Origin of the sequence: Gallibacterium melopsittaci, from assembly GCF_042433085.1 — a bacterium.
Lineage (GTDB): Bacteria > Pseudomonadota > Gammaproteobacteria > Enterobacterales > Pasteurellaceae > Gallibacterium > Gallibacterium melopsittaci.
In genome coordinates, this window is record NZ_JBHLWA010000031.1 from 14,968 (window position 1) to 32,612 (window position 17,645).

At 37.0% G+C, this 17,645-nt stretch carries 17 protein-coding genes and 2 tRNA genes; 2 read left to right on the plus strand and 17 right to left on the minus strand.

All coding sequences use genetic code 11. The features are described from left to right. Positions 1–20 precede the first annotated feature (20 nt). The 8 genes from ACFFHT_RS06770 to ACFFHT_RS06805 form a co-directional block, all read right to left on the minus strand. A complete protein-coding gene (locus tag ACFFHT_RS06770; RefSeq protein WP_382374692.1) occupies positions 21–782 on the minus strand; it encodes an iron ABC transporter ATP-binding protein in 762 nt (253 codons plus the stop codon). Beyond that, positions 773–1,738: an iron chelate uptake ABC transporter family permease subunit gene (locus tag ACFFHT_RS06775; protein WP_382374694.1), complete on the minus strand. Its 966-nt coding sequence runs from the start codon at positions 1,736–1,738 to the stop codon at positions 773–775. The genes ACFFHT_RS06770 and ACFFHT_RS06775 overlap by 10 nt, the downstream gene beginning before the upstream one ends. Beyond that, complete coding sequence (locus ACFFHT_RS06780) at positions 1,731–2,684, minus strand: ABC transporter permease (protein ID WP_382374696.1); 954 nt, start codon at positions 2,682–2,684, stop codon at positions 1,731–1,733. The genes ACFFHT_RS06775 and ACFFHT_RS06780 overlap by 8 nt, the downstream gene beginning before the upstream one ends. Positions 2,685–2,910: 226 nt before the next feature. Further along, complete coding sequence (gene modA / locus ACFFHT_RS06785) at positions 2,911–3,669, minus strand: molybdate ABC transporter substrate-binding protein (protein ID WP_382374698.1); 759 nt, start codon at positions 3,667–3,669, stop codon at positions 2,911–2,913. Positions 3,670–3,821: 152 nt separating this feature from the next. Beyond that, a complete protein-coding gene (gene modC / locus ACFFHT_RS06790) occupies positions 3,822–4,889 on the minus strand; it encodes a molybdenum ABC transporter ATP-binding protein (protein ID WP_382374700.1) in 1,068 nt (355 codons plus the stop codon). Beyond that, positions 4,882–5,601, minus strand: coding sequence for a molybdate ABC transporter permease subunit (modB, locus tag ACFFHT_RS06795; protein ID WP_382374702.1), 720 nt, complete (start codon positions 5,599–5,601; stop codon positions 4,882–4,884). The genes modC and modB overlap by 8 nt, the downstream gene beginning before the upstream one ends. Before the next feature lie 28 nt (positions 5,602–5,629). After that, on the minus strand, positions 5,630–6,400 hold the full coding sequence (locus tag ACFFHT_RS06800) for an ABC transporter permease (protein ID WP_382374704.1): 771 nt from the start codon (positions 6,398–6,400) through the stop codon (positions 5,630–5,632). A gap of 1 nt (position 6,401) precedes the next feature. Then, a complete protein-coding gene (locus ACFFHT_RS06805; RefSeq protein WP_382374706.1) occupies positions 6,402–7,343 on the minus strand; it encodes an ABC transporter ATP-binding protein in 942 nt (313 codons plus the stop codon). A gap of 122 nt (positions 7,344–7,465) precedes the next feature. On the opposite strand from ACFFHT_RS06805, the gene can reads away from it, so the two are divergent. Beyond that, a complete protein-coding gene (gene can / locus ACFFHT_RS06810) occupies positions 7,466–8,164 on the plus strand; it encodes a carbonate dehydratase (RefSeq protein WP_382374708.1) in 699 nt (232 codons plus the stop codon). Here the strand turns inward: can and ACFFHT_RS06815 are convergent. The 3 genes from ACFFHT_RS06815 to dinB all read right to left on the minus strand — a co-directional run bounded on the left by ACFFHT_RS06815 (position 8,161) and on the right by dinB (position 10,802). Further along, positions 8,161–8,697, minus strand: coding sequence for an elongation factor P hydroxylase (locus tag ACFFHT_RS06815; protein ID WP_382374710.1), 537 nt, complete (start codon positions 8,695–8,697; stop codon positions 8,161–8,163). The two genes, can and ACFFHT_RS06815, sit on opposite strands and share 4 nt — an antisense overlap. 75 nt (positions 8,698–8,772) lie before the next feature. After that, on the minus strand, positions 8,773–9,636 hold the full coding sequence (htpX, locus tag ACFFHT_RS06820) for a protease HtpX (RefSeq protein ID WP_382374712.1): 864 nt from the start codon (positions 9,634–9,636) through the stop codon (positions 8,773–8,775). Between the two features lie 101 nt (positions 9,637–9,737). Then, positions 9,738–10,802, minus strand: a complete 1,065-nt coding sequence (gene dinB / locus ACFFHT_RS06825) for a DNA polymerase IV (RefSeq protein ID WP_382374714.1) — start codon at positions 10,800–10,802, stop codon at positions 9,738–9,740. A gap of 235 nt (positions 10,803–11,037) precedes the next feature. Here dinB and ACFFHT_RS06830 point away from each other — a divergent pair. Then, positions 11,038–11,127 (plus strand) — tRNA-Ser (locus ACFFHT_RS06830). Positions 11,128–11,286: 159 nt separating this feature from the next. On the opposite strand, the gene truB is transcribed toward ACFFHT_RS06830, so the two are convergent. From truB to ACFFHT_RS06860, 6 genes are all read right to left on the minus strand, one after another. After that, a complete protein-coding gene (gene truB / locus ACFFHT_RS06835) occupies positions 11,287–12,201 on the minus strand; it encodes a tRNA pseudouridine(55) synthase TruB (RefSeq protein WP_382374715.1) in 915 nt (304 codons plus the stop codon). Between the two features lie 8 nt (positions 12,202–12,209). Continuing rightward, positions 12,210–12,590, minus strand: a complete 381-nt coding sequence (gene rbfA, locus ACFFHT_RS06840) for a 30S ribosome-binding factor RbfA (RefSeq protein ID WP_382374717.1) — start codon at positions 12,588–12,590, stop codon at positions 12,210–12,212. 74 nt (positions 12,591–12,664) lie between these two features. After that, entirely contained in the window at positions 12,665–15,244 is a 2,580-nt protein-coding gene (gene infB, locus ACFFHT_RS06845) for a translation initiation factor IF-2 (protein WP_382374719.1), read from the minus strand. A 16-nt stretch (positions 15,245–15,260) separates the two neighbouring features. After that, entirely contained in the window at positions 15,261–16,748 is a 1,488-nt protein-coding gene (gene nusA / locus ACFFHT_RS06850; RefSeq protein WP_382374721.1) for a transcription termination factor NusA, read from the minus strand. A gap of 32 nt (positions 16,749–16,780) precedes the next feature. Further along, positions 16,781–17,242, minus strand: coding sequence for a ribosome maturation factor RimP (gene rimP, locus ACFFHT_RS06855; RefSeq protein WP_382374723.1), 462 nt, complete (start codon positions 17,240–17,242; stop codon positions 16,781–16,783). 170 nt (positions 17,243–17,412) lie between these two features. Next, positions 17,413–17,489: transfer RNA gene (locus tag ACFFHT_RS06860), tRNA-Met, on the minus strand. Positions 17,490–17,645: the final 156 nt, after the last annotated feature.

The window sequence follows — 17,645 nt, forward strand, 5'->3', positions numbered from 1 at the left end:
AACTATTTGTAGATAAAATTTTAACGAAAATAGGTTGCAATCCGTTGCCCATTAATCTGTTGGATCGGAATGTGCATATCATAGATATTTGCCAATACAGGCGTTTGCATAATTTGATCAACATCACCCTCTGCAACAAGTCGTCCTTGCTGCATAGCAACAATATAATCCGCATAACAAGAGGCAAAATTAATATCATGAATAACAATAACGACTGTTTTGCCTAGATTTTCCACCAACTGACGCAAAACTTGCATAATTTGTACTGAATGTTTCATATCTAAGTTATTCAATGGTTCATCAAGCAAAATATAATCCGTATCCTGTGCTAACGTCATCGCAATATACGCACGTTGCCGTTGTCCTCCACTCAGGGTATGGATTGGTTTGTTACGTAATTCTGTTAAATTCATATAGTCAATAGCATGATCAATAGCAACTTTATCTTCAGCCGTTAAACGCCCTTTGCTATAAGGAAAACGCCCAAAAGATACCAACTCTTCTACGGTTAAACGTAAATGGACGTGATTACTCTGTTTTAAAATCGCTAATTGTCGTGCAATACTCTCACTTGCTTGTTGCTGTAACGGTATGCCATTTAAAATGACTTCCCCCTGATCGGCTTGAAGCAAGCGGCTAATAATTGCTAATAATGTACTTTTACCCGCACCATTTGGTCCGATAAAAGCGGTAATTTTGCCTTGCGGGATTGTTAATGAAACATCATCAACCACCCGTTGTGGCCCAAATGATTTACTAATATTTTTCAGTTCTATTGCCATACTTTATTTGTCCTAAGTAATAAATAGATAAAATACACACCGCCAATAAAATTCACCAAAATGCTTAATGTCGTTTTAAAGGTAAGAAGCTGAGCCACAATAAATTGACCTAATACGAGAATAATGATGGCAATTAAAATTGCAGTGGGAATTAACCAACGGTGTTGATGGCGTGGCATAAATTCAAAAGTAATATTCATCACCAACAACCCTAAAAAAGTAATTGGACCTACTAATGCAGTCGCAACAGAAATTAAAATCGTAACGATCAGCAAGAGTTGTTTTGTTATTCGTGGATAATTCACACCTAAATTAATCGCTTGATCACGGCCTAATGCCAGTACATCAAGTATGCGAAAATAGCGGATACTCCAGAACGAAACTGCGATAATAATAGCTGCTGCTATCCATAAAATATTAGTATTAATTCGATTAAAACTAGCAAAACCAATATCTTGAGTAATTTGGAATTCATTTGGATCGATTAATACTTCCATAAAAGTCGTCATACTTTGAAAAAACGTCCCAAATACAATACCGACTAATAATAAGAAAAACATACTTTGCTGCTCTTGTTGGAATAATAAGCGATACAGCAATAACGCAAATCCCATCATAACCACAGTTGAAAAGAAAAAGAGTACAAGCGAATCAATCGCCAACAAGGCTGCAGAACCTGACACAAAAATAATAACAGTCTGAATAAATAAATATAACGAATCCAGCCCTAAAACACTTGGCGTTAAAATTCGATTATTCACTAATGGCTGGAATAGCATTGTTGCTAATGCAATACCTATACCTGTTACAATAATTGCTAATAAAGACAATGTTCGATGTGTTAATGCATATTCCCAACGAGAAGGAAGTTGATAAACAAGGTATAGTGTACTTACCACCATAACAATGATAATTAATAAAGCGAGCTTTAATTTACAGGCGAATAAATTACGCATTACGATACCTCTTAAATAACAAATAGAGGAATATCGCACTACCAAATACACCAACTACCGCATTAATTGAGATTTCATAAGGATAGATAACTACTCTACCCAAAATATCACAACCAAGTACAAAAATTGCCCCTAAAATTGCCGTATGTAAAAGTGTTTTCTGTAAATTATCTCCTAAATATAGTGTCACAATATTAGGTACAATTAAGCCAAGAAAAGGAATGACCCCCACTGTAACAATTACAATCGCCGATACAACAGATACAATCGCCAATCCTAGATACAACACTTGTTTATAATTTAGTCCTAAATTTGTTGCAAACGCCTCCCCCATTCCGACAATCGAAAAACGTTGTGCAAATAGATACGCTAATAATAATGTTGGAATACTGATATAAAGCATCTCATAGCGTCCACTCATAATCAGAGAAAAATCACCTTGTAGCCATGAGGATAAATTTTGTAATAAATCTTGTTGATAGGCGATAAATGCGGTAATTGAACTGACAATATTGCCAAACATAATACCAACTAAGGGAACAAAAATAGTGTCAGTAAATTTAACTTTTTCCAATAAAGTCATAAATAGCAATGATCCAACAAAAGCAGCAATAATAGCTATCGTAGACTTTAATAACATTGAAGCATCAGGGAAAAATAAGATGGCTAATAATACACCTAATCTTGCACAATCCATCGTACCCGCCGTGGTTGGCGAAACAAAACGATTACGACTTAATTGTTGCATTACTAACCCGCAAATACTTAAACTTGCACCAGCAATTAAAATGCTAATTAGACGTGGAACACGACTAATCATCAGCACTTGCCATTGCTCATAATCAAAAGATAGCAATCCAGTGAGTGTTACTGAACTGACGCCAATTAATAGTGAAAAAAAAGATAACACCACTAAGAATAACAACAAATATCGCCGTTTAATCATTATTTTTCTAGACAAATAAAATGAGAATTATTTTTATTTTTTAAAGGGTGTCAATATTGCCACTATCAAAAATGATTTTCAAGTAAAAAATCGGCTGTTCTTATAGAGAAGTAAGTTTGTAATAAAGTGAATATGAAGATTGATGGACACTATGTTTTCTATATTGCAAACAAAAAGCCCATAACGGAAACTCGTTATAGGCTAATCAAAAATAACAACTTAACTATTATTTTACGACACTAAAACCATATTGTGTAAAGACTTTTTTCACATCATCTGATTGTAAATAATCAAAAAAGGCTTTTGCTGCTTTGCTATCGTGATCTTTTAATAAAGCGACTGGATATTCAATTTTTGGATAACTATCTGTTGGGAAAATGCCAACCACTTTCACTTTATCACTTTGTTTTGCATCTGTACCATAAACGACACCTAATGGAACTTCATCACGTTCAACTACAGCTAATGCGGCACGCACATCTTTACCACGTGCCAATTTGGATTCAATTTTCTCCCAAAAACCTAATTTCATAGTAGCAGCCTTCATATATTGTCCTGCTGGTACATGATCTGGATCGCCGACAGATAGAAAATTATTATCTAGCTGTTTAATCCATTCGCCTTTTGCAACATCCACATTGTCAGTTTTGCTATCTTTATTCGCAATCATCACTAAATCATTACCAACTAAAATTTTATCTGTGCCTGCTACAGTTAAACCTTTCTCTTTCAAATAATCCATCCATTTCGTATTTGCCGAAATAAAAATATTCGCTGGTGCCCCTTCTTCAATTTGTTTCGCTAACGTTGAAGAAGAAGCAAAAGAAAAGACGATTTCATCTTGTGGTGCTTGTTTTTTATAGTCTGTTGCCACTTGTTGTAGTGCATTTGTCATTGATGCTGCCGCAAAAACGGTAACTTGTTCTGCATTCGCAAAATTTGCACTTAATGCAACTACTGAGGTAATCAACAATTTTTTAAACATAGGTTTCTCCTACTTATTAATAAACAAAAATAGATCTATCTATAAAAACGTTTTTAATAGATATTTAATTGAGAAAGAATATTACTCTTAGTAACAAATTGTAGGTCATTCTCTTCGAAGATACCAATAACTTTTTTGCTCTTTGTACCACATCAATAAGCTAACATATGTACATTTAATATATGCAAATAAATGACTTGATCTTGTTTGAGTTGTAATTGTTGATAAGCAGCAATACTAATTAACACTGTTACTATGAGGTTTTCCTCAATTTTTACCACAACCGCAATCTGATCTTCTTGTTTATTAATATCGATAATGACACCTTGGTATTGATTCGTCACGCTACTGTTGTTTAATGGTGTTAACGATAAAAATAGATCCTGTTGATTAATGGCGATTTTTACCATTTCCCCTAATGGATAATCTTGATTTAAGGCTACTCGAAAATGTTGTGTTCCAATCTGAACAATACCTTGTTGAGTACAGGCTATTTTTTCTAATAACTTTCCTTGATAAATCCACTGTTTTCCCTGATTTTGTTGCCATTCGGCTAATAAGCCACTATTCCAAACCGTTTGTAAGTCCGCAAATTTCATCAATTTACCACTTTCAAGCAACACCACTCGATTAGCTAAGATCTTTAATTCATCTAAACTATGTGTGACATACAGAATTGGGATCTCAATCTCTTTTACTAAGCGTAATAAATAGCGCATTAACTCTTGTTTTCTAGGCATATCTAATGCAGATAATGGCTCATCCATTAACAATAATTGCGGATTTGATAATAATGCCCTTCCAATCGCAACACGCTGCTTCTCTCCACCAGACAAAGTCAGTGGATAACGATTTAATAGCTCTTCTAAACCTAATAACTCAACAATCGCTGAAAACTTATTTTGCAATGTTTTCGGCATTCCATATTGCAAATTCCCTTTTACTCGATAATGCGGAAATAGCCTCGCTTCTTGAAATACATAACCAATTCGGCGTTTTTCCACAGGTAAATTAATATGTTGTGCAGTATCCACAAGTACCCGATCTTGTAACGTGATTCGTCCTTGATCTGGTGTACTTAAACCACTCACCATATTTAATAATGAAGATTTCCCTGCACCAGAACGACCAAAAATCATCGTAATGCCTTGAGTAGGAATTTGTAGATCGAGTTCTACGGTAAGTGAAGGAAAAGATTTCTTAACTTGTAAATTAAGCATGGCGTTGTCCTAATTTTTGATACATATAATGGGACAGCCATTCTGATAACAGTAAAGACAACAGCGAAAGCATAATCGAAAGTAAGCAGAGTTTAAATGCTTGATCTTCTGCCCCAGGTGTTTGAATAAAAGAATACATCGCCAGCGGAATCGTTTGTGTCTGACCAACAATATTGGAAACAAACGTAATCGTCGCTCCAAACTCACCTAATGAACGAGCAAATCCTAACACCATTCCAGCCAATACCCCTGGCAAGGCTAATGGCAACGTAATCGTAAAAAATACCCGATAAGGCGAAGCTCCTAATGTCCTAGCTGTCGCTTCAAGATTAGCATCAATACTTTCTAGCGAAAGTCGAATGGAACGTACAACAAGCGGAAAGGCAACCACAGCAGAGGCTAAGATTGCACCACGCCAACTAAATGCAAAGGAGAAACCGAACCATTCATATAAATACTGTCCAATTACCCCTTTTCTCCCCATGATCACTAAAAGCAAATATCCAATGACGACTGGTGGTAATACCAAAGGCAAATAAATCACACTATTTAAAATGGTTTTACCAAAAAACTGTTTTCTAGCTAATAACCAAGCAACGAAAATCGCTAAGGGTAAACTCCAAAGTACCGCCCCCAACGCCACTTCTAAACTGAGCCATAATGCACTCATTTCTTGTGGTGTAAAGGCCAAATAGTGCTGCCAATCTAACATAGATATTTGCTCCTTAAACAGGAATCGATTAATTTCTTAATCCAACACCACGTTTAATTAATTGATATACAAAACAATATAAAACCACAATAAATAACGCTAATACGGCAAAGGTATAATGCAACGGTACATCACTAATCCCTAAAAAACCATAACGGAAACCATTAATCATATAAACAATTGGATTCAATTTTGATACCCATTGCCAAAATTCAGGTAATAACGAAATTGAATAAAAAACACCACCTAAATAGGTTAATGGTGTTAACACGAACGTTGGAATAATAGAGGTATCATCAAAAGATCGTGCAAATACTGCATTAATTAGACCACCTAATGAAAAGGTTGCCGTGGTCATTAATAAAATGCCTAAAATAACGAGCCACGAATATACATCAAAACGTACAAAAAATAGTGATACCAGTGTTACTAAAAAGCCAACAAAGATCCCACGAGCCATACCACCTGAAATATAGCCTAAAATAATAATATGTGGCGAAGTCGGTGAAACTAATAATTCCTCTACATTACGAGCAAATTTTGTACTGTAAAAAGAGGAAGCCACATTCGCAAAAGAGTTCGTAATCGCAGACATCATAATCAATCCAGGTACAATAAACTCCATATAGCTAACACCGTGCATTGAACCAATACGACTGCCGATTAATTGTCCGAAAATAATGAAATACAACATCATGGTAATCACTGGTGGCACTAAAGTTTGTACCCAAATACGCATAAAACGTTGGATCTCTTTGCGTAAAATGGTTTTATAAGCAACCCATGCTAATGATGACATCTTACTTTTCCCCCTGTTTTGCTTTATCCGCATCTGATTTATTTAATGCCATACTGACAAACAATTCTTCCAAGCGATTCGCTTTATTTCGCATACTTAATACGCTAACACCTTGCTGGCTTAATTCGGCAAACAACGAATTCAATCCTTGTTCACGGTGGACTTCAACCTCTAATGTCATTGCATCAACTAATTTAAAGCGATAATCCTGTAATTTAATCTCTGATCCATTTTGTGCTAAATCGAGAATAAAGGTTTCTGTTTCTAATTTAGCTAACAGCTCCTTCATTGACGTATTTACCACTAAACGCCCTTGCTGAATAATACCAATATTACGACAAAGCATTTCCGCTTCTTCAAGATAGTGGGTAGTTAAAATAATCGTTGTACCTTGCTGGTTCAATTCTTGCAAAAACTGCCACATCGTACGGCGCAACTCAATATCTACGCCTGCGGTTGGCTCATCTAAAATCAATAGGCGAGGGTTATGCATTAACGCACGAGCAATCATTAAACGACGCTTCATTCCGCCTGATAAACGCATTGATTTTTGCTGACGTTTATCCCAAAGATCCAATTTCTTTAACCAATATTCTGCTCGCTTCAAGGCTTCCTGACGAGGTACGCCATAATATCCTGCTTGATTAGTCAAAATATCAATCACTTTTTCAAAGTTATTAAAATTAAATTCTTGTGGTACAACACCCAACTGTTTTTTCAATTCTGTGAGTTGAGTATCCAAGTCATAACCAAAAACTTTTACTTGACCACTGGTTTTATTGACTAATGAACTGATAATTCCTATCGTTGTTGATTTACCTGCACCATTATGTCCAAGTAAAGCATAGAAATCACCTTCTTTAACGTGCAAATCAATCCCATGTAAGGCTTTAAAACCATTACTATAAGATTTTGTTAATTGATTTATCTCTAATGCAAACATAATTATCCTTACATTTTATTTTTTTCATCAATTTAATTAAAAGGTCATAGGCAGGAGAGTTTTTATCGGTATAATGCAAAACGCCCGACAATATAGCATATCTTCAATATTAAGGTGTATAAATGAAGAAAATCGAACAATTATTTGCCAACAATTTTAAATGGGCAACCGAAATGAAAGAGCAACATGCCGATTATTTCGCTGAGCTTGCTGAACATCAAAAACCAACCTTTCTATGGATTGGCTGTTCTGATAGTCGTGTTCCTGCCGAAAAACTGACTAACTTAGGACCTGGTGAACTGTTCGTACATCGCAATGTTGCTAATCAAGTAATTCATACCGATTTAAACTGCCTCTCTGTCGTCCAATATGCCGTTGATGTACTCGACATTGAACACATTATTATTTGTGGTCATACCAACTGTGGCGGAATCCACGCTGCTATGACCAATGAGGATTTAGGTTTAATCAATAACTGGCTACTACATATTCGTGATATTTGGTTTAAACATAGCCATCTACTAGGTAATCTGCCTCCAGAGAAACGTGCTGATGCCCTAACTCGCATTAATGTTGCCGAACAAGTTTACAATTTAGGTTTATCCTCTATTGTACGTTCTGCCTGGAATAGAGGTAAAAAACTTTCCTTGCACGGTTGGGTTTATGATGTCAGCGATGGTTTCTTGATTGATCAAGGTGTTATTGCTACTAGCCGAGAAACCTTAGAAATTACTTATCGCCAAGCGATTGCTAAATTATTGCTAGAATATAGTGAACAACATCCAACACAGGCAATGACACCTGAACCGTCCAAAGATTAAATCTTAGTGAGATCAAATTCAGTTAAATCAATCTCTTTTGGTCGCTGGTAAAACTCTGCTAATGCTAAGCGGAGTTTTTCCGCTCTCTTAGGTAATCCTTTCGCTACATATTCACATACTTGTTGATAAACTTTTTGTTTAAATGGGCCTGTATCACCTGGATTGCCATTTAAATTATCAGCACTTGCAACATAACGGAAACCTGCCGCATTTGCCAAAATCCATTCCAATGCTTGTGGTTTCACTTCTACTTTTTCAAATTCCCGTTGTTGCTCTTCACTACGTCCATCAGGTTCATACCAATAACCAAAATCTTCTAATTCTCGACGGGCTTTGCCTGCAACTAGCCAGTGAGCTATTTCGTGCAAACCACTGCTATAAAAACCACGTGCAAAATAAATCGCATGATAAGGACGTTCTTCCGTTGCTGGCAAATAGATAGGCTCATCTCCGCCCTTTTCTAATTTTGTATTATATTCTGCATAAAAACAGCGATTAAAAATCGCCATTAAATCTTCTATTTTATGTTCCATTCCCGTACTCCAAAAAATAATTAATGCCTTAATTCCAACAATTAAGGCATTAACCAATCATAGCAACTTAACTAATTATTTTAAGTTTTGTAATGCTTCAATACGTTTTTCTAATGGCGGGTGGCTCATAAATAAACTTGCTAAACCACTTCTTTTTCCATTAATTGCAAAGGCAGCTAATTGTCCCGTTAATTCTTCAGGTTCGTGAATTGCTTGTAAACGACGTAATGCAGCAATCATTTTTTCTTTTCCGACTAGATGTGCTGAACCTGCATCTGCGTGGAATTCACGATAACGTGAGAACCACATAGCGATCATACTCGCTAAGAAACCAAATACAATTTCTAATACCATCGACACAAGGAAATAGATACCAGAATTTGAACTGCTCTCTTCATCACTACTGCGACTTTGTGCTGCCACACTTGCAATAACACGAGATAAGAAAATCACAAAAGTATTTAACACACCTTGTAACAACGTCATCGTGACCATATCCCCATTGGCAATATGGCTCACTTCGTGAGCTAACACCGCTTCAGCTTCATCACGACTCATACTATTTAATAATCCTGTACTAACTGCCACTAAAGAATTATTTTTACTCGCACCTGTCGCAAAGGCGTTCACATCTGCAGAATGATAAATCGCCACTTCTGGCATTGGTAAACCTAACTTTTCAGTTTGTTGTTTAACTGTATTAACTAACCAACGTTCAACTTCATTTTGCGGCGTTGTTATCACCTCTGCACCAACTGAACGCTTCGCCATCGTTTTTGATAAAAACAATGAAATTAATGAGCCACTAAAACCAAATAACGCTGCAAAAATCAGTAATCCCATTGCATCTTGTGAACGGATACCCGTCAACGTTAAGATAATATTAAACACAAATAGCACTGCCATATTTGTGATTAAAAACAGAATAATCCTCATCATCTTATATTTTCCTCCCTTGATAATGATGTTCTGCAAAAACGCTCCTTTATATCGTACTTATTTAATCAATTTCAAGGGTTTATTGCAGAATAATTTTATTACTATTCCCACAGCGACATTTGTTGCTGCTGTTGACTTTCTGGTAAATATAAATGCAAACCAATCAAACGTACTTTACGCCCTCGACTTCGTTGCCAAGCAATCTCTAATAATTGCCAAAAATGTTCTAAATTACACAATAATCCTGTCTTTTCCACTGTTGTTGCTTGAAAGTCACTAAATTTTAATTTAACCCCTAATTTGAATGTATGTGTAGCAAAATTTAAACAATACTTTTGTACACGATGCAGTAACTGTTGATAAAGTTTTGCCATTATTGCCTGACTTTGTTCTGGCGAAACCAAATCAGTTAATAAAGTTTCTTCCACCCCCACTGATTTACGTTCTCGATGCGGTTGAATTTGTCGCTCATCAATCGCATGACTAAATTGCCAAATACGTTCGCCCATTTTACCTAATTGATCATTCAAGATATGATGTGGAAAACGTTGTACATCACCACATGTTTCCAATCCCATTGCGTTTAATCTTGCAGCTACAACTTTTCCCACTCCTGGAATTTTACGTAAAGGTAAGTGATAAACAAATTCCATCACTTTTTCAGGAGGAATCACAAATTGCCCATTAGGTTTATTTTGTTCTGAAGCAATTTTGGCTAAAAATTTTAATGGAGCAACACCTGCCGAAGCAGTTAAATGTAATTCTTGCCAAATATCTCGCCGAATGGCTTCCGCTATCCAAGTAGCTGATCCTGAATACTGTGTAGCATGAGTCACATCTAAATAGGCCTCATCTAATGATAACGGCTCAATAATTTCAGTATAACGTTGAAAAATTTGATGAATTTGTTGCGATACTTGCTTATAAAATGCCATATTAACTGGCAATAACACTAAATGAGGACAACGTTTTAATGCTTGTGCTGAGGACATCGCACTATGTAAACCATAACGACGAGCAATATAGTTACAAGTAGCCAAGACACCTCGTTGCTGAGGTGATCCTCCAACTGCAACAGGTTTATCGGCTAAATTTGGATTTTCTCTGATTTCAATTGCTGCATAGAAACAATCCATATCAATATGGATAATTTTTCGTTGAGTCATATTGTTATCAATAACACAAAATTAAAGAGGTAATTAGTCTAACAAAATACTGTATATAAATACAGTATAAAAAAGACAGTATTACAGATATATTATTTATTTTTTGCTCACCAGAGCATTTAACCAACAACTTTTGCCTATTATTAAAGCATTTATAAAAAAAACGTTTTTCCTTGCTTGACTTACCTTACTGAAATCCGTATGATTAGCCCCGCTTAGTTAAGCCAACAACTGCGGAGGAATGGTCGAGTGGTTGAAGGCACCGGTCTTGAAAACCGGCGAGGATTTACGTCCTCCAAGAGTTCGAATCTCTTTTCCTCCGCCATCAAATTCTAAAAAACCGTAAGTTTAATTGAACTTACGGTTTTTTGCTTTTAAAGCGGCATAGTAGACAAAAAGGTTGCTAATTTGCCAAAAACTACACAAATAAAAAATACACAATCTAGGACATAGATTGTGTATTTCAAACTATAACAAAATCATTTTATTTATCTGAATTAACTAGCCGCCTTGGGTGTAACACATCCTTAATAACTTCAGCTACGCCAATAAACTCTTTCTGCTCGGTATAGACAGTATGTAAACCAGCAGCAACTTCTGTTGCTAATTTTACTCTCTGCCCAAAACGTAATTTTTGTGCAATTTCAGTTGTTACAGATAAAATAGGTAAATCAGTAATTGCAGTATCCGTTGGCAATAATAATTGATCTAAAGCTGCTAGATTTTGCTGCTCTGCTAATATCGCAAGTTGTTCAATGGTTACCATCTTCTCGGTTGGATAATTTGCTACTTTCGTTCTACGAAGCATAGTAACGTGCGCACCACACCCTAAATATTCCCCAAGATCATCGATCAATGTACGGATATAAGTCCCTTTTGAACAATGCACAGATAATGTTAAATAGGGTGCTTGGTATTCAATAAACTCAAGCGAAAAAATCGTGATTGGGCGGGCTTCACGTTCAACGGTAATTCCCGCACGTGCATACTCATAAAGCGGTTTTCCTTGATGTTTCAAGGCAGAAAACATTGTTGGAACTTGTTTCAACTCGCCAGTGAAATGCGGCAGAGCTGCAATAATTTGAGCTAAATCGACATTTACTGCACGCTGTTCAACCACTTGTCCATCTGCATCAGAGGTATCAGTACGTTCCCCTAATTTAGCAGTCACCAAATAAGCCTTATCTGCCTCTAATAAATGCTGTGAAAATTTGGTTGCTTCCCCTAAACAAATTGGCAACATCCCCGTTGCTAATGGATCTAACGCCCCCGTATGACCTGCTTTATTTGCTTGATAATAACGCTTTACTTGTTGCAAGATATGATTAGAACTAACACCTTGTGGCTTATCTAATAACACAATACCGTCAATATCTCGACCTTTCTTGTTTTTCGCCACGTTTACTCCTACTCTTCGTGATGTTTTGCCTTATCTTGATTTACGACTTGTGTCACTAAATTAGACATTCTCATTCCTTCAACTAATGAAGTGTCATAAATAAAACGCAATTCTGGCACAATCCGTAAACGCATCGCTTTACCTAATAAGGAGCGAATATAAGGCGATGCTTTTTCTAAGCCAATCAATCCTTGCTTAATTTGTGCATCATCTTCATTAAATAAAAAGGTCACGAAAATTTTTGCATAAGCCAAATCCCTTGAAACCTCAACATCAGATACTGTGACCATTCCAATGCGAGGATCTTTTACTTCACGTTGCAAAATCACTGCAATCTCTTTTTTAATTTCTTGGGCGACTCGTTGTGCTCGGCTAAATTCTCTTGCCATAATGAATCCTCAAAAATAAAACAAAGTGGTAATTTGACTCGTTACCACTTTGTTAATTATTGTTGTGCTGTTAATTAAATTGAACGTTTAATTTCAATCGTTTCAAAAACTTCAATTTGGTCGCCAGTGCGAACATCATTGTAGTTCTTCACGCCGATACCACATTCCATACCATTACGAACTTCATTGACATCATCTTTAAAGCGACGAAGTGATTCTAACTCACCTTCAAAGATAACAACATTATCACGTAATACACGGATTGGATTATGACGTTTCACTACCCCTTCAATCACCATACAACCTGCGATCGCACCAAATTTCGGTGAACGGAATACATCACGAACTTCAGCTAAACCAATAATTTCTTGTTTAAATTCTGGTTGTAGCATACCGCTTAATGCCGCTTTAATTTCATTAATTAAATCATAGATTACTGAATAGTAGCGTAAATCAATACTTTCACTTTCTACAATCTTACGTGCAGACGCATCAGCACGAACATTAAAGCCCACTAAAATTGCATTAGATGCTGCAGCTAAAGTCGCATCAGTTTCTGTAATTCCACCTACACCAGAACCGATAATTTTCACTTTTACTTCATCAGTAGAAAGCTCTAATAATGCTTGGCAAATTGCTTCTACTGAACCTTGTACGTCCGCTTTGACAATAATATTTAATTCAGAAACATCACCCTCAGTCATACTGCTAAACATATTTTCAAGTTTCGCTTTTTGTTGACGAGCGAGTTTCACTTCACGGAATTTACCTTGACGATATAACGCTACTTCACGAGCTTTCTTTTCATCACGCACCACTGTCATTTCATCCCCAGCAGCTGGTACGCCAGATAAACCTAAAATTTCTACTGGAATAGATGGGCCTGCCGTTTTGACTTCTTTGCCGATTTCATTACGCATTGCACGCACACGACCATACTCTAAGCCGCAAAGTACAATATCACCACGATTGAGCGTACCTGATTGAACTAATACGGTTGCAACTGGACCACGACCTTTATCAAGATAAGATTCAATCACGACACCACTTGCCATTCCATCTTTCACTGCGGTAAGTTCAAGCACTTCTGCTTGTAATAGAATCGCATCTAATAGATCATCAATACCGATTCCTTTTTTCGCAGATACATTGACAAATTGTGTATCACCACCCCAATCTTCAGAAATAACACCATGTTGAGATAATTCAGTTTTTACGCGATCTGGATCAGCTTCTGGTTTATCAATTTTATTTACCGCTACAACTAACGGTACATTTGCTGCCTTAGCATGTTGAATTGCTTCAATAGTTTGTGGCATTACACCATCATCCGCAGCGACCACAAGTACCACGATATCTGTTGCTTGTGCACCACGCGCACGCATCGACGTAAATGCAGCGTGTCCTGGCGTATCTAAGAAGGTAATATCACCATTTGGTGTATGTACGTGATATGCCCCGATATGCTGGGTAATACCACCCGCTTCGCCCGCAGCCACTTTTGCTTTACGAATATAGTCAAGCAATGATGTTTTACCATGGTCAACGTGTCCCATAATAGTAACAACTGGTGCACGTGGTTCTGATTCAGCATTCATATCACGATCGCTTAATACCGCTTCTTCTAACTCATTTTCACGACGTAATACGACTTTGTGTCCCATTTCTTCAGCAACTAATTGAGCTGTTTCTTGATCAATCACTTGGTTGATCGTTGCCATTGCACCCATTTTCATCATTGTTTTAATGACTTCTGTTGCTTTAACCGCCATCTTATTCGCAAGTTCACCAACTGTAATGGTTTCGCCAATCACGACATCACGAGATACTGGTTGTGCTGGCTTAGTAAAGCTTTGTTGTAATGCACTCTTACGATTTGCTTTCTTATTACCTTTACCATTTTGTTGATTATTACGGCGGTTCGCTTCACGTTCATTTTTAGAAGACTCTTCATCACGACCATTTTTCTTGGTTTTGGTAACTTTCTTACCACGGCCACGATTTTCATTACGTCGATCTTCCTCATTTTCAGCTTCTCGTGCATAAGAAGAGGTAAAGTGATAATCAGAGTAATCATCTGCATCATCATCATCCATATCTTCATCAGAAAAATCAGCATAACGTTTTGCATCTTCTGCAGCTTTTCTTGCTTGTTCTTCTGCTTTTTGACGTGCAGCCTCTTCCGCTTTACGACGGAATTCCGCTTCTTCTGCTTTGCGTTTTTGTTTATTTTCATCTTTTTCTGATGAAGCTTTTTTCGCAGATTCTGTTTTCTTCGCTGCAGCTTCTTTTTGAGCTTGTTCAGCTTCTTTTTTCGCTTTTGCTTCTGCTGCTTGTTTTGCTTTCTCTTCTGCTTCTCTCTTCGCTTTCGCCTCAGCAGCTTGTTTTGCTTTTTCTTCTGCCTCTTTCTTCGCTTTTGCTTCAGCTTCCTGACGAGCTTTTGCTTCTAAACGCGCTTGTTCAGCAGCTTGTTTTTCCATTTCTGCTTGTGCACGAGTATCAATCACACGCGTTTTACGTGTTTCAATTTTTACTTCTTTACTTTTACCACTACCATTTTGTTGCACCGTTAACGTACTATGCGTTGAACGTTTCAACTTCAATTTAGTTGGCTTTTTCTCTGTTACTTGGGTATCAGTTTTTTGATCAGTCATCTGTACACCACCTTGATTATTCTTCATTGCCGAACCAGCAGATATTGCGTGCTGCCATAATTAAATTTGCAGCTTGTTCTGCCGAAAGTTCTTCAATATCACTTAAATCATCAACACCTTGCTCTGCAAGTTCCTCTAAAGTTGTAATTTTCTTCTCAGCCAATTTAACGGCTAAATGGCGATTCATACCTTCTAAATTGAGCAAGGCTTCTTCTACATTTACATTCGCTAAAGCGGCTTCTTCAGCTAACGCAATTTTTGTTAATGCGTCTTTCGCTCGATTACGCAACTCTTCCGCAAGATCTTCATCAAAACCATCAATCTCTAATAACTCTTCCACTGGCACATATGCAATTTCTTCTAATTTGCTAAAGCCTTCTTCTGATAGCAATGCTGCGAAGTCTTCATCAAGATCCAATGCATCCATAAAGAGATTAATTGTTTTTTGATTTTCTGCTTGATGTTTATTCTCTAGATCGTCACTACTCATTACATTTAGTGTCCAACCTGTTAATTGTGAAGCTAATTTCACATTTTGTCCGTTACGGCCAATTGCTTGAGCAAGGTTTGCTGCTTCAACGGCGATATCCATAGATTTCTTATCTTCATCAACAACGATTGAAACAACGTCAGCTGGTGCCATCGCATTAATCACAAATTGCGCTGGATTATCATCCCAAAGCACGATATCTACACGCTCACCATCCAATTCATTAGTAATGGCTTGAACACGTGCACCACGCATCCCAACACACGCACCAACAGGATCAATGCGTTTATCGTGACTTTTCACAGCAATTTTTGCTCGTACGCCAGGGTCACGAGTCGCTGCTTTAATCTCAATCACACCTTCACCAATTTCAGGCACTTCAATTTTGAATAACTCAATTAACATTTCTGGTTTAGCACGAGTAACAAAAAGTTGAACACCTTTAGCTTCAGGATTAACTTTATAAAGCACACCACGCACACGGTCACCAGCACGGAAATTTTCGCGAGGCAATAAATCTTCACGTAGAATCATTGCTTCTGCTTGGTTACCTAAGTCAAGGATAACATTCTCACGGTTCACTTTTTTGACGACGCCAGTGATAATTTCACCTTCTCTTTCTTTAAATTGTTCAACCACTTTATTACGTTCCGCATCACGAATTTTGGCACTAATTACTTGGCGTGCGGTTTGCATCGTAATACGATCAAATGCGATAGATTCAATTTCATCTTCAATATATTCACCGAGTTTAATCTCTGGCTCTTCCATTTGTGCAGCTTCTAGCGTAATTTCTCTCGTTGGATGAGTAACATGTTCAACCACTAACCAACGGCGATAAGTAACGAAATCACCAGTTTTCTGGTTAATTGATACACGAACTTCAATATCTTGTTCATATTTTTTCTTAGTTGAAATCGCTAATGCACTTTCTAATGCTTCGAAAATCTTCTCTCGAGGCAATAACTTTTCATTTGATACAGCTTCTGCAGCTAATAAAATCTCTTTGCTCATGGTTATCTCTCTATTAATTCATACAATTCTGATTAAAAGGTAATTTTTGGCACGATATTTGCTTTTTGGATATTACTAAACGCGAATACTTGTGGTTGTCCTTCTACATTTAAGGTAATCATATCGCCATCAACACTCACTAAATTGCCTTGCCATTTACGACGACCTGCCATTGCAATTCGTAAATGAACGATCACTTCTTGTCCAATAAAACGTTGATAGTGAGCTAATGTAAATAAGGGACGATCTAATCCAGGTGATGACACTTCAAGGTTGTATTTATCGCTAATTGGATCTTCAACATCCAAAATTGCGCCTACTTCACGACTTACATCACTACAATCATCAATAGTTACGCCATTTTCCTTATCAATATATATACGGACTGTTGAATAGCGACCTGCTCGAGTACACTCGATACCGACTAGCTCAAAGCCCATGCCTTCAACAGTTGGTTGTAATAGATCTTGTAATTTTTGTTCTAGCGTTGCCAAAGATAATCTCCTTGTTAATTGTCAAATTAAAGGTATAAAAAAAGGGCTATTAAGCCCCGTTTCTTCGTGTTTACCAAACTGAACAAATAAATTTTTATTACAAAATTTATTCCACAAAAAAACCCCTAACGGGGCCTCTCACTCTTTAACCAAATTCCAATTATTGGAATTGGTTGCGGGGGCTGGATTTGAACCAACGACCTTCGGGTTATGAGCCCGACGAGCTACCAAGCTGCTCCACCCCGCGTCTGAAATCTGTGGCGTATTATACATATATTTAACTGTACATCAAGTACTTTATCTATTTATCAAGATAAGTGAGGAAAAATAGTACACCCTCTATAAAAAAGGTGCGATCAAATAAATGATTGCACCTTTAACACGAATTATCTGTTACAAGATT

Coding starts and splice junctions, on each gene's coding strand:
- ACFFHT_RS06770 (WP_382374692.1), bottom strand. CDS start 782: ATGGCAATAGAACTGAAAAATATTAGTAAATCATTTGGGCCACAACGG.
- ACFFHT_RS06775 (WP_382374694.1), bottom strand. CDS start 1,738: ATGCGTAATTTATTCGCCTGTAAATTAAAGCTCGCTTTATTAATTATC.
- ACFFHT_RS06780 (WP_382374696.1), bottom strand. CDS start 2,684: ATGATTAAACGGCGATATTTGTTGTTATTCTTAGTGGTGTTATCTTTT.
- modA (WP_382374698.1), bottom strand. CDS start 3,669: ATGTTTAAAAAATTGTTGATTACCTCAGTAGTTGCATTAAGTGCAAAT.
- modC (WP_382374700.1), bottom strand. CDS start 4,889: ATGCTTAATTTACAAGTTAAGAAATCTTTTCCTTCACTTACCGTAGAA.
- modB (WP_382374702.1), bottom strand. CDS start 5,601: ATGTTAGATTGGCAGCACTATTTGGCCTTTACACCACAAGAAATGAGT.
- ACFFHT_RS06800 (WP_382374704.1), bottom strand. CDS start 6,400: ATGTCATCATTAGCATGGGTTGCTTATAAAACCATTTTACGCAAAGAG.
- ACFFHT_RS06805 (WP_382374706.1), bottom strand. CDS start 7,343: ATGTTTGCATTAGAGATAAATCAATTAACAAAATCTTATAGTAATGGT.
- can (WP_382374708.1), top strand. CDS start 7,466: ATGAAGAAAATCGAACAATTATTTGCCAACAATTTTAAATGGGCAACC.
- ACFFHT_RS06815 (WP_382374710.1), bottom strand. CDS start 8,697: ATGGAACATAAAATAGAAGATTTAATGGCGATTTTTAATCGCTGTTTT.
- htpX (WP_382374712.1), bottom strand. CDS start 9,636: ATGATGAGGATTATTCTGTTTTTAATCACAAATATGGCAGTGCTATTT.
- dinB (WP_382374714.1), bottom strand. CDS start 10,802: ATGACTCAACGAAAAATTATCCATATTGATATGGATTGTTTCTATGCA.
- rbfA (WP_382374717.1), bottom strand. CDS start 12,590: ATGGCAAGAGAATTTAGCCGAGCACAACGAGTCGCCCAAGAAATTAAA.
- infB (WP_382374719.1), bottom strand. CDS start 15,244: ATGACTGATCAAAAAACTGATACCCAAGTAACAGAGAAAAAGCCAACT.
- nusA (WP_382374721.1), bottom strand. CDS start 16,748: ATGAGCAAAGAGATTTTATTAGCTGCAGAAGCTGTATCAAATGAAAAG.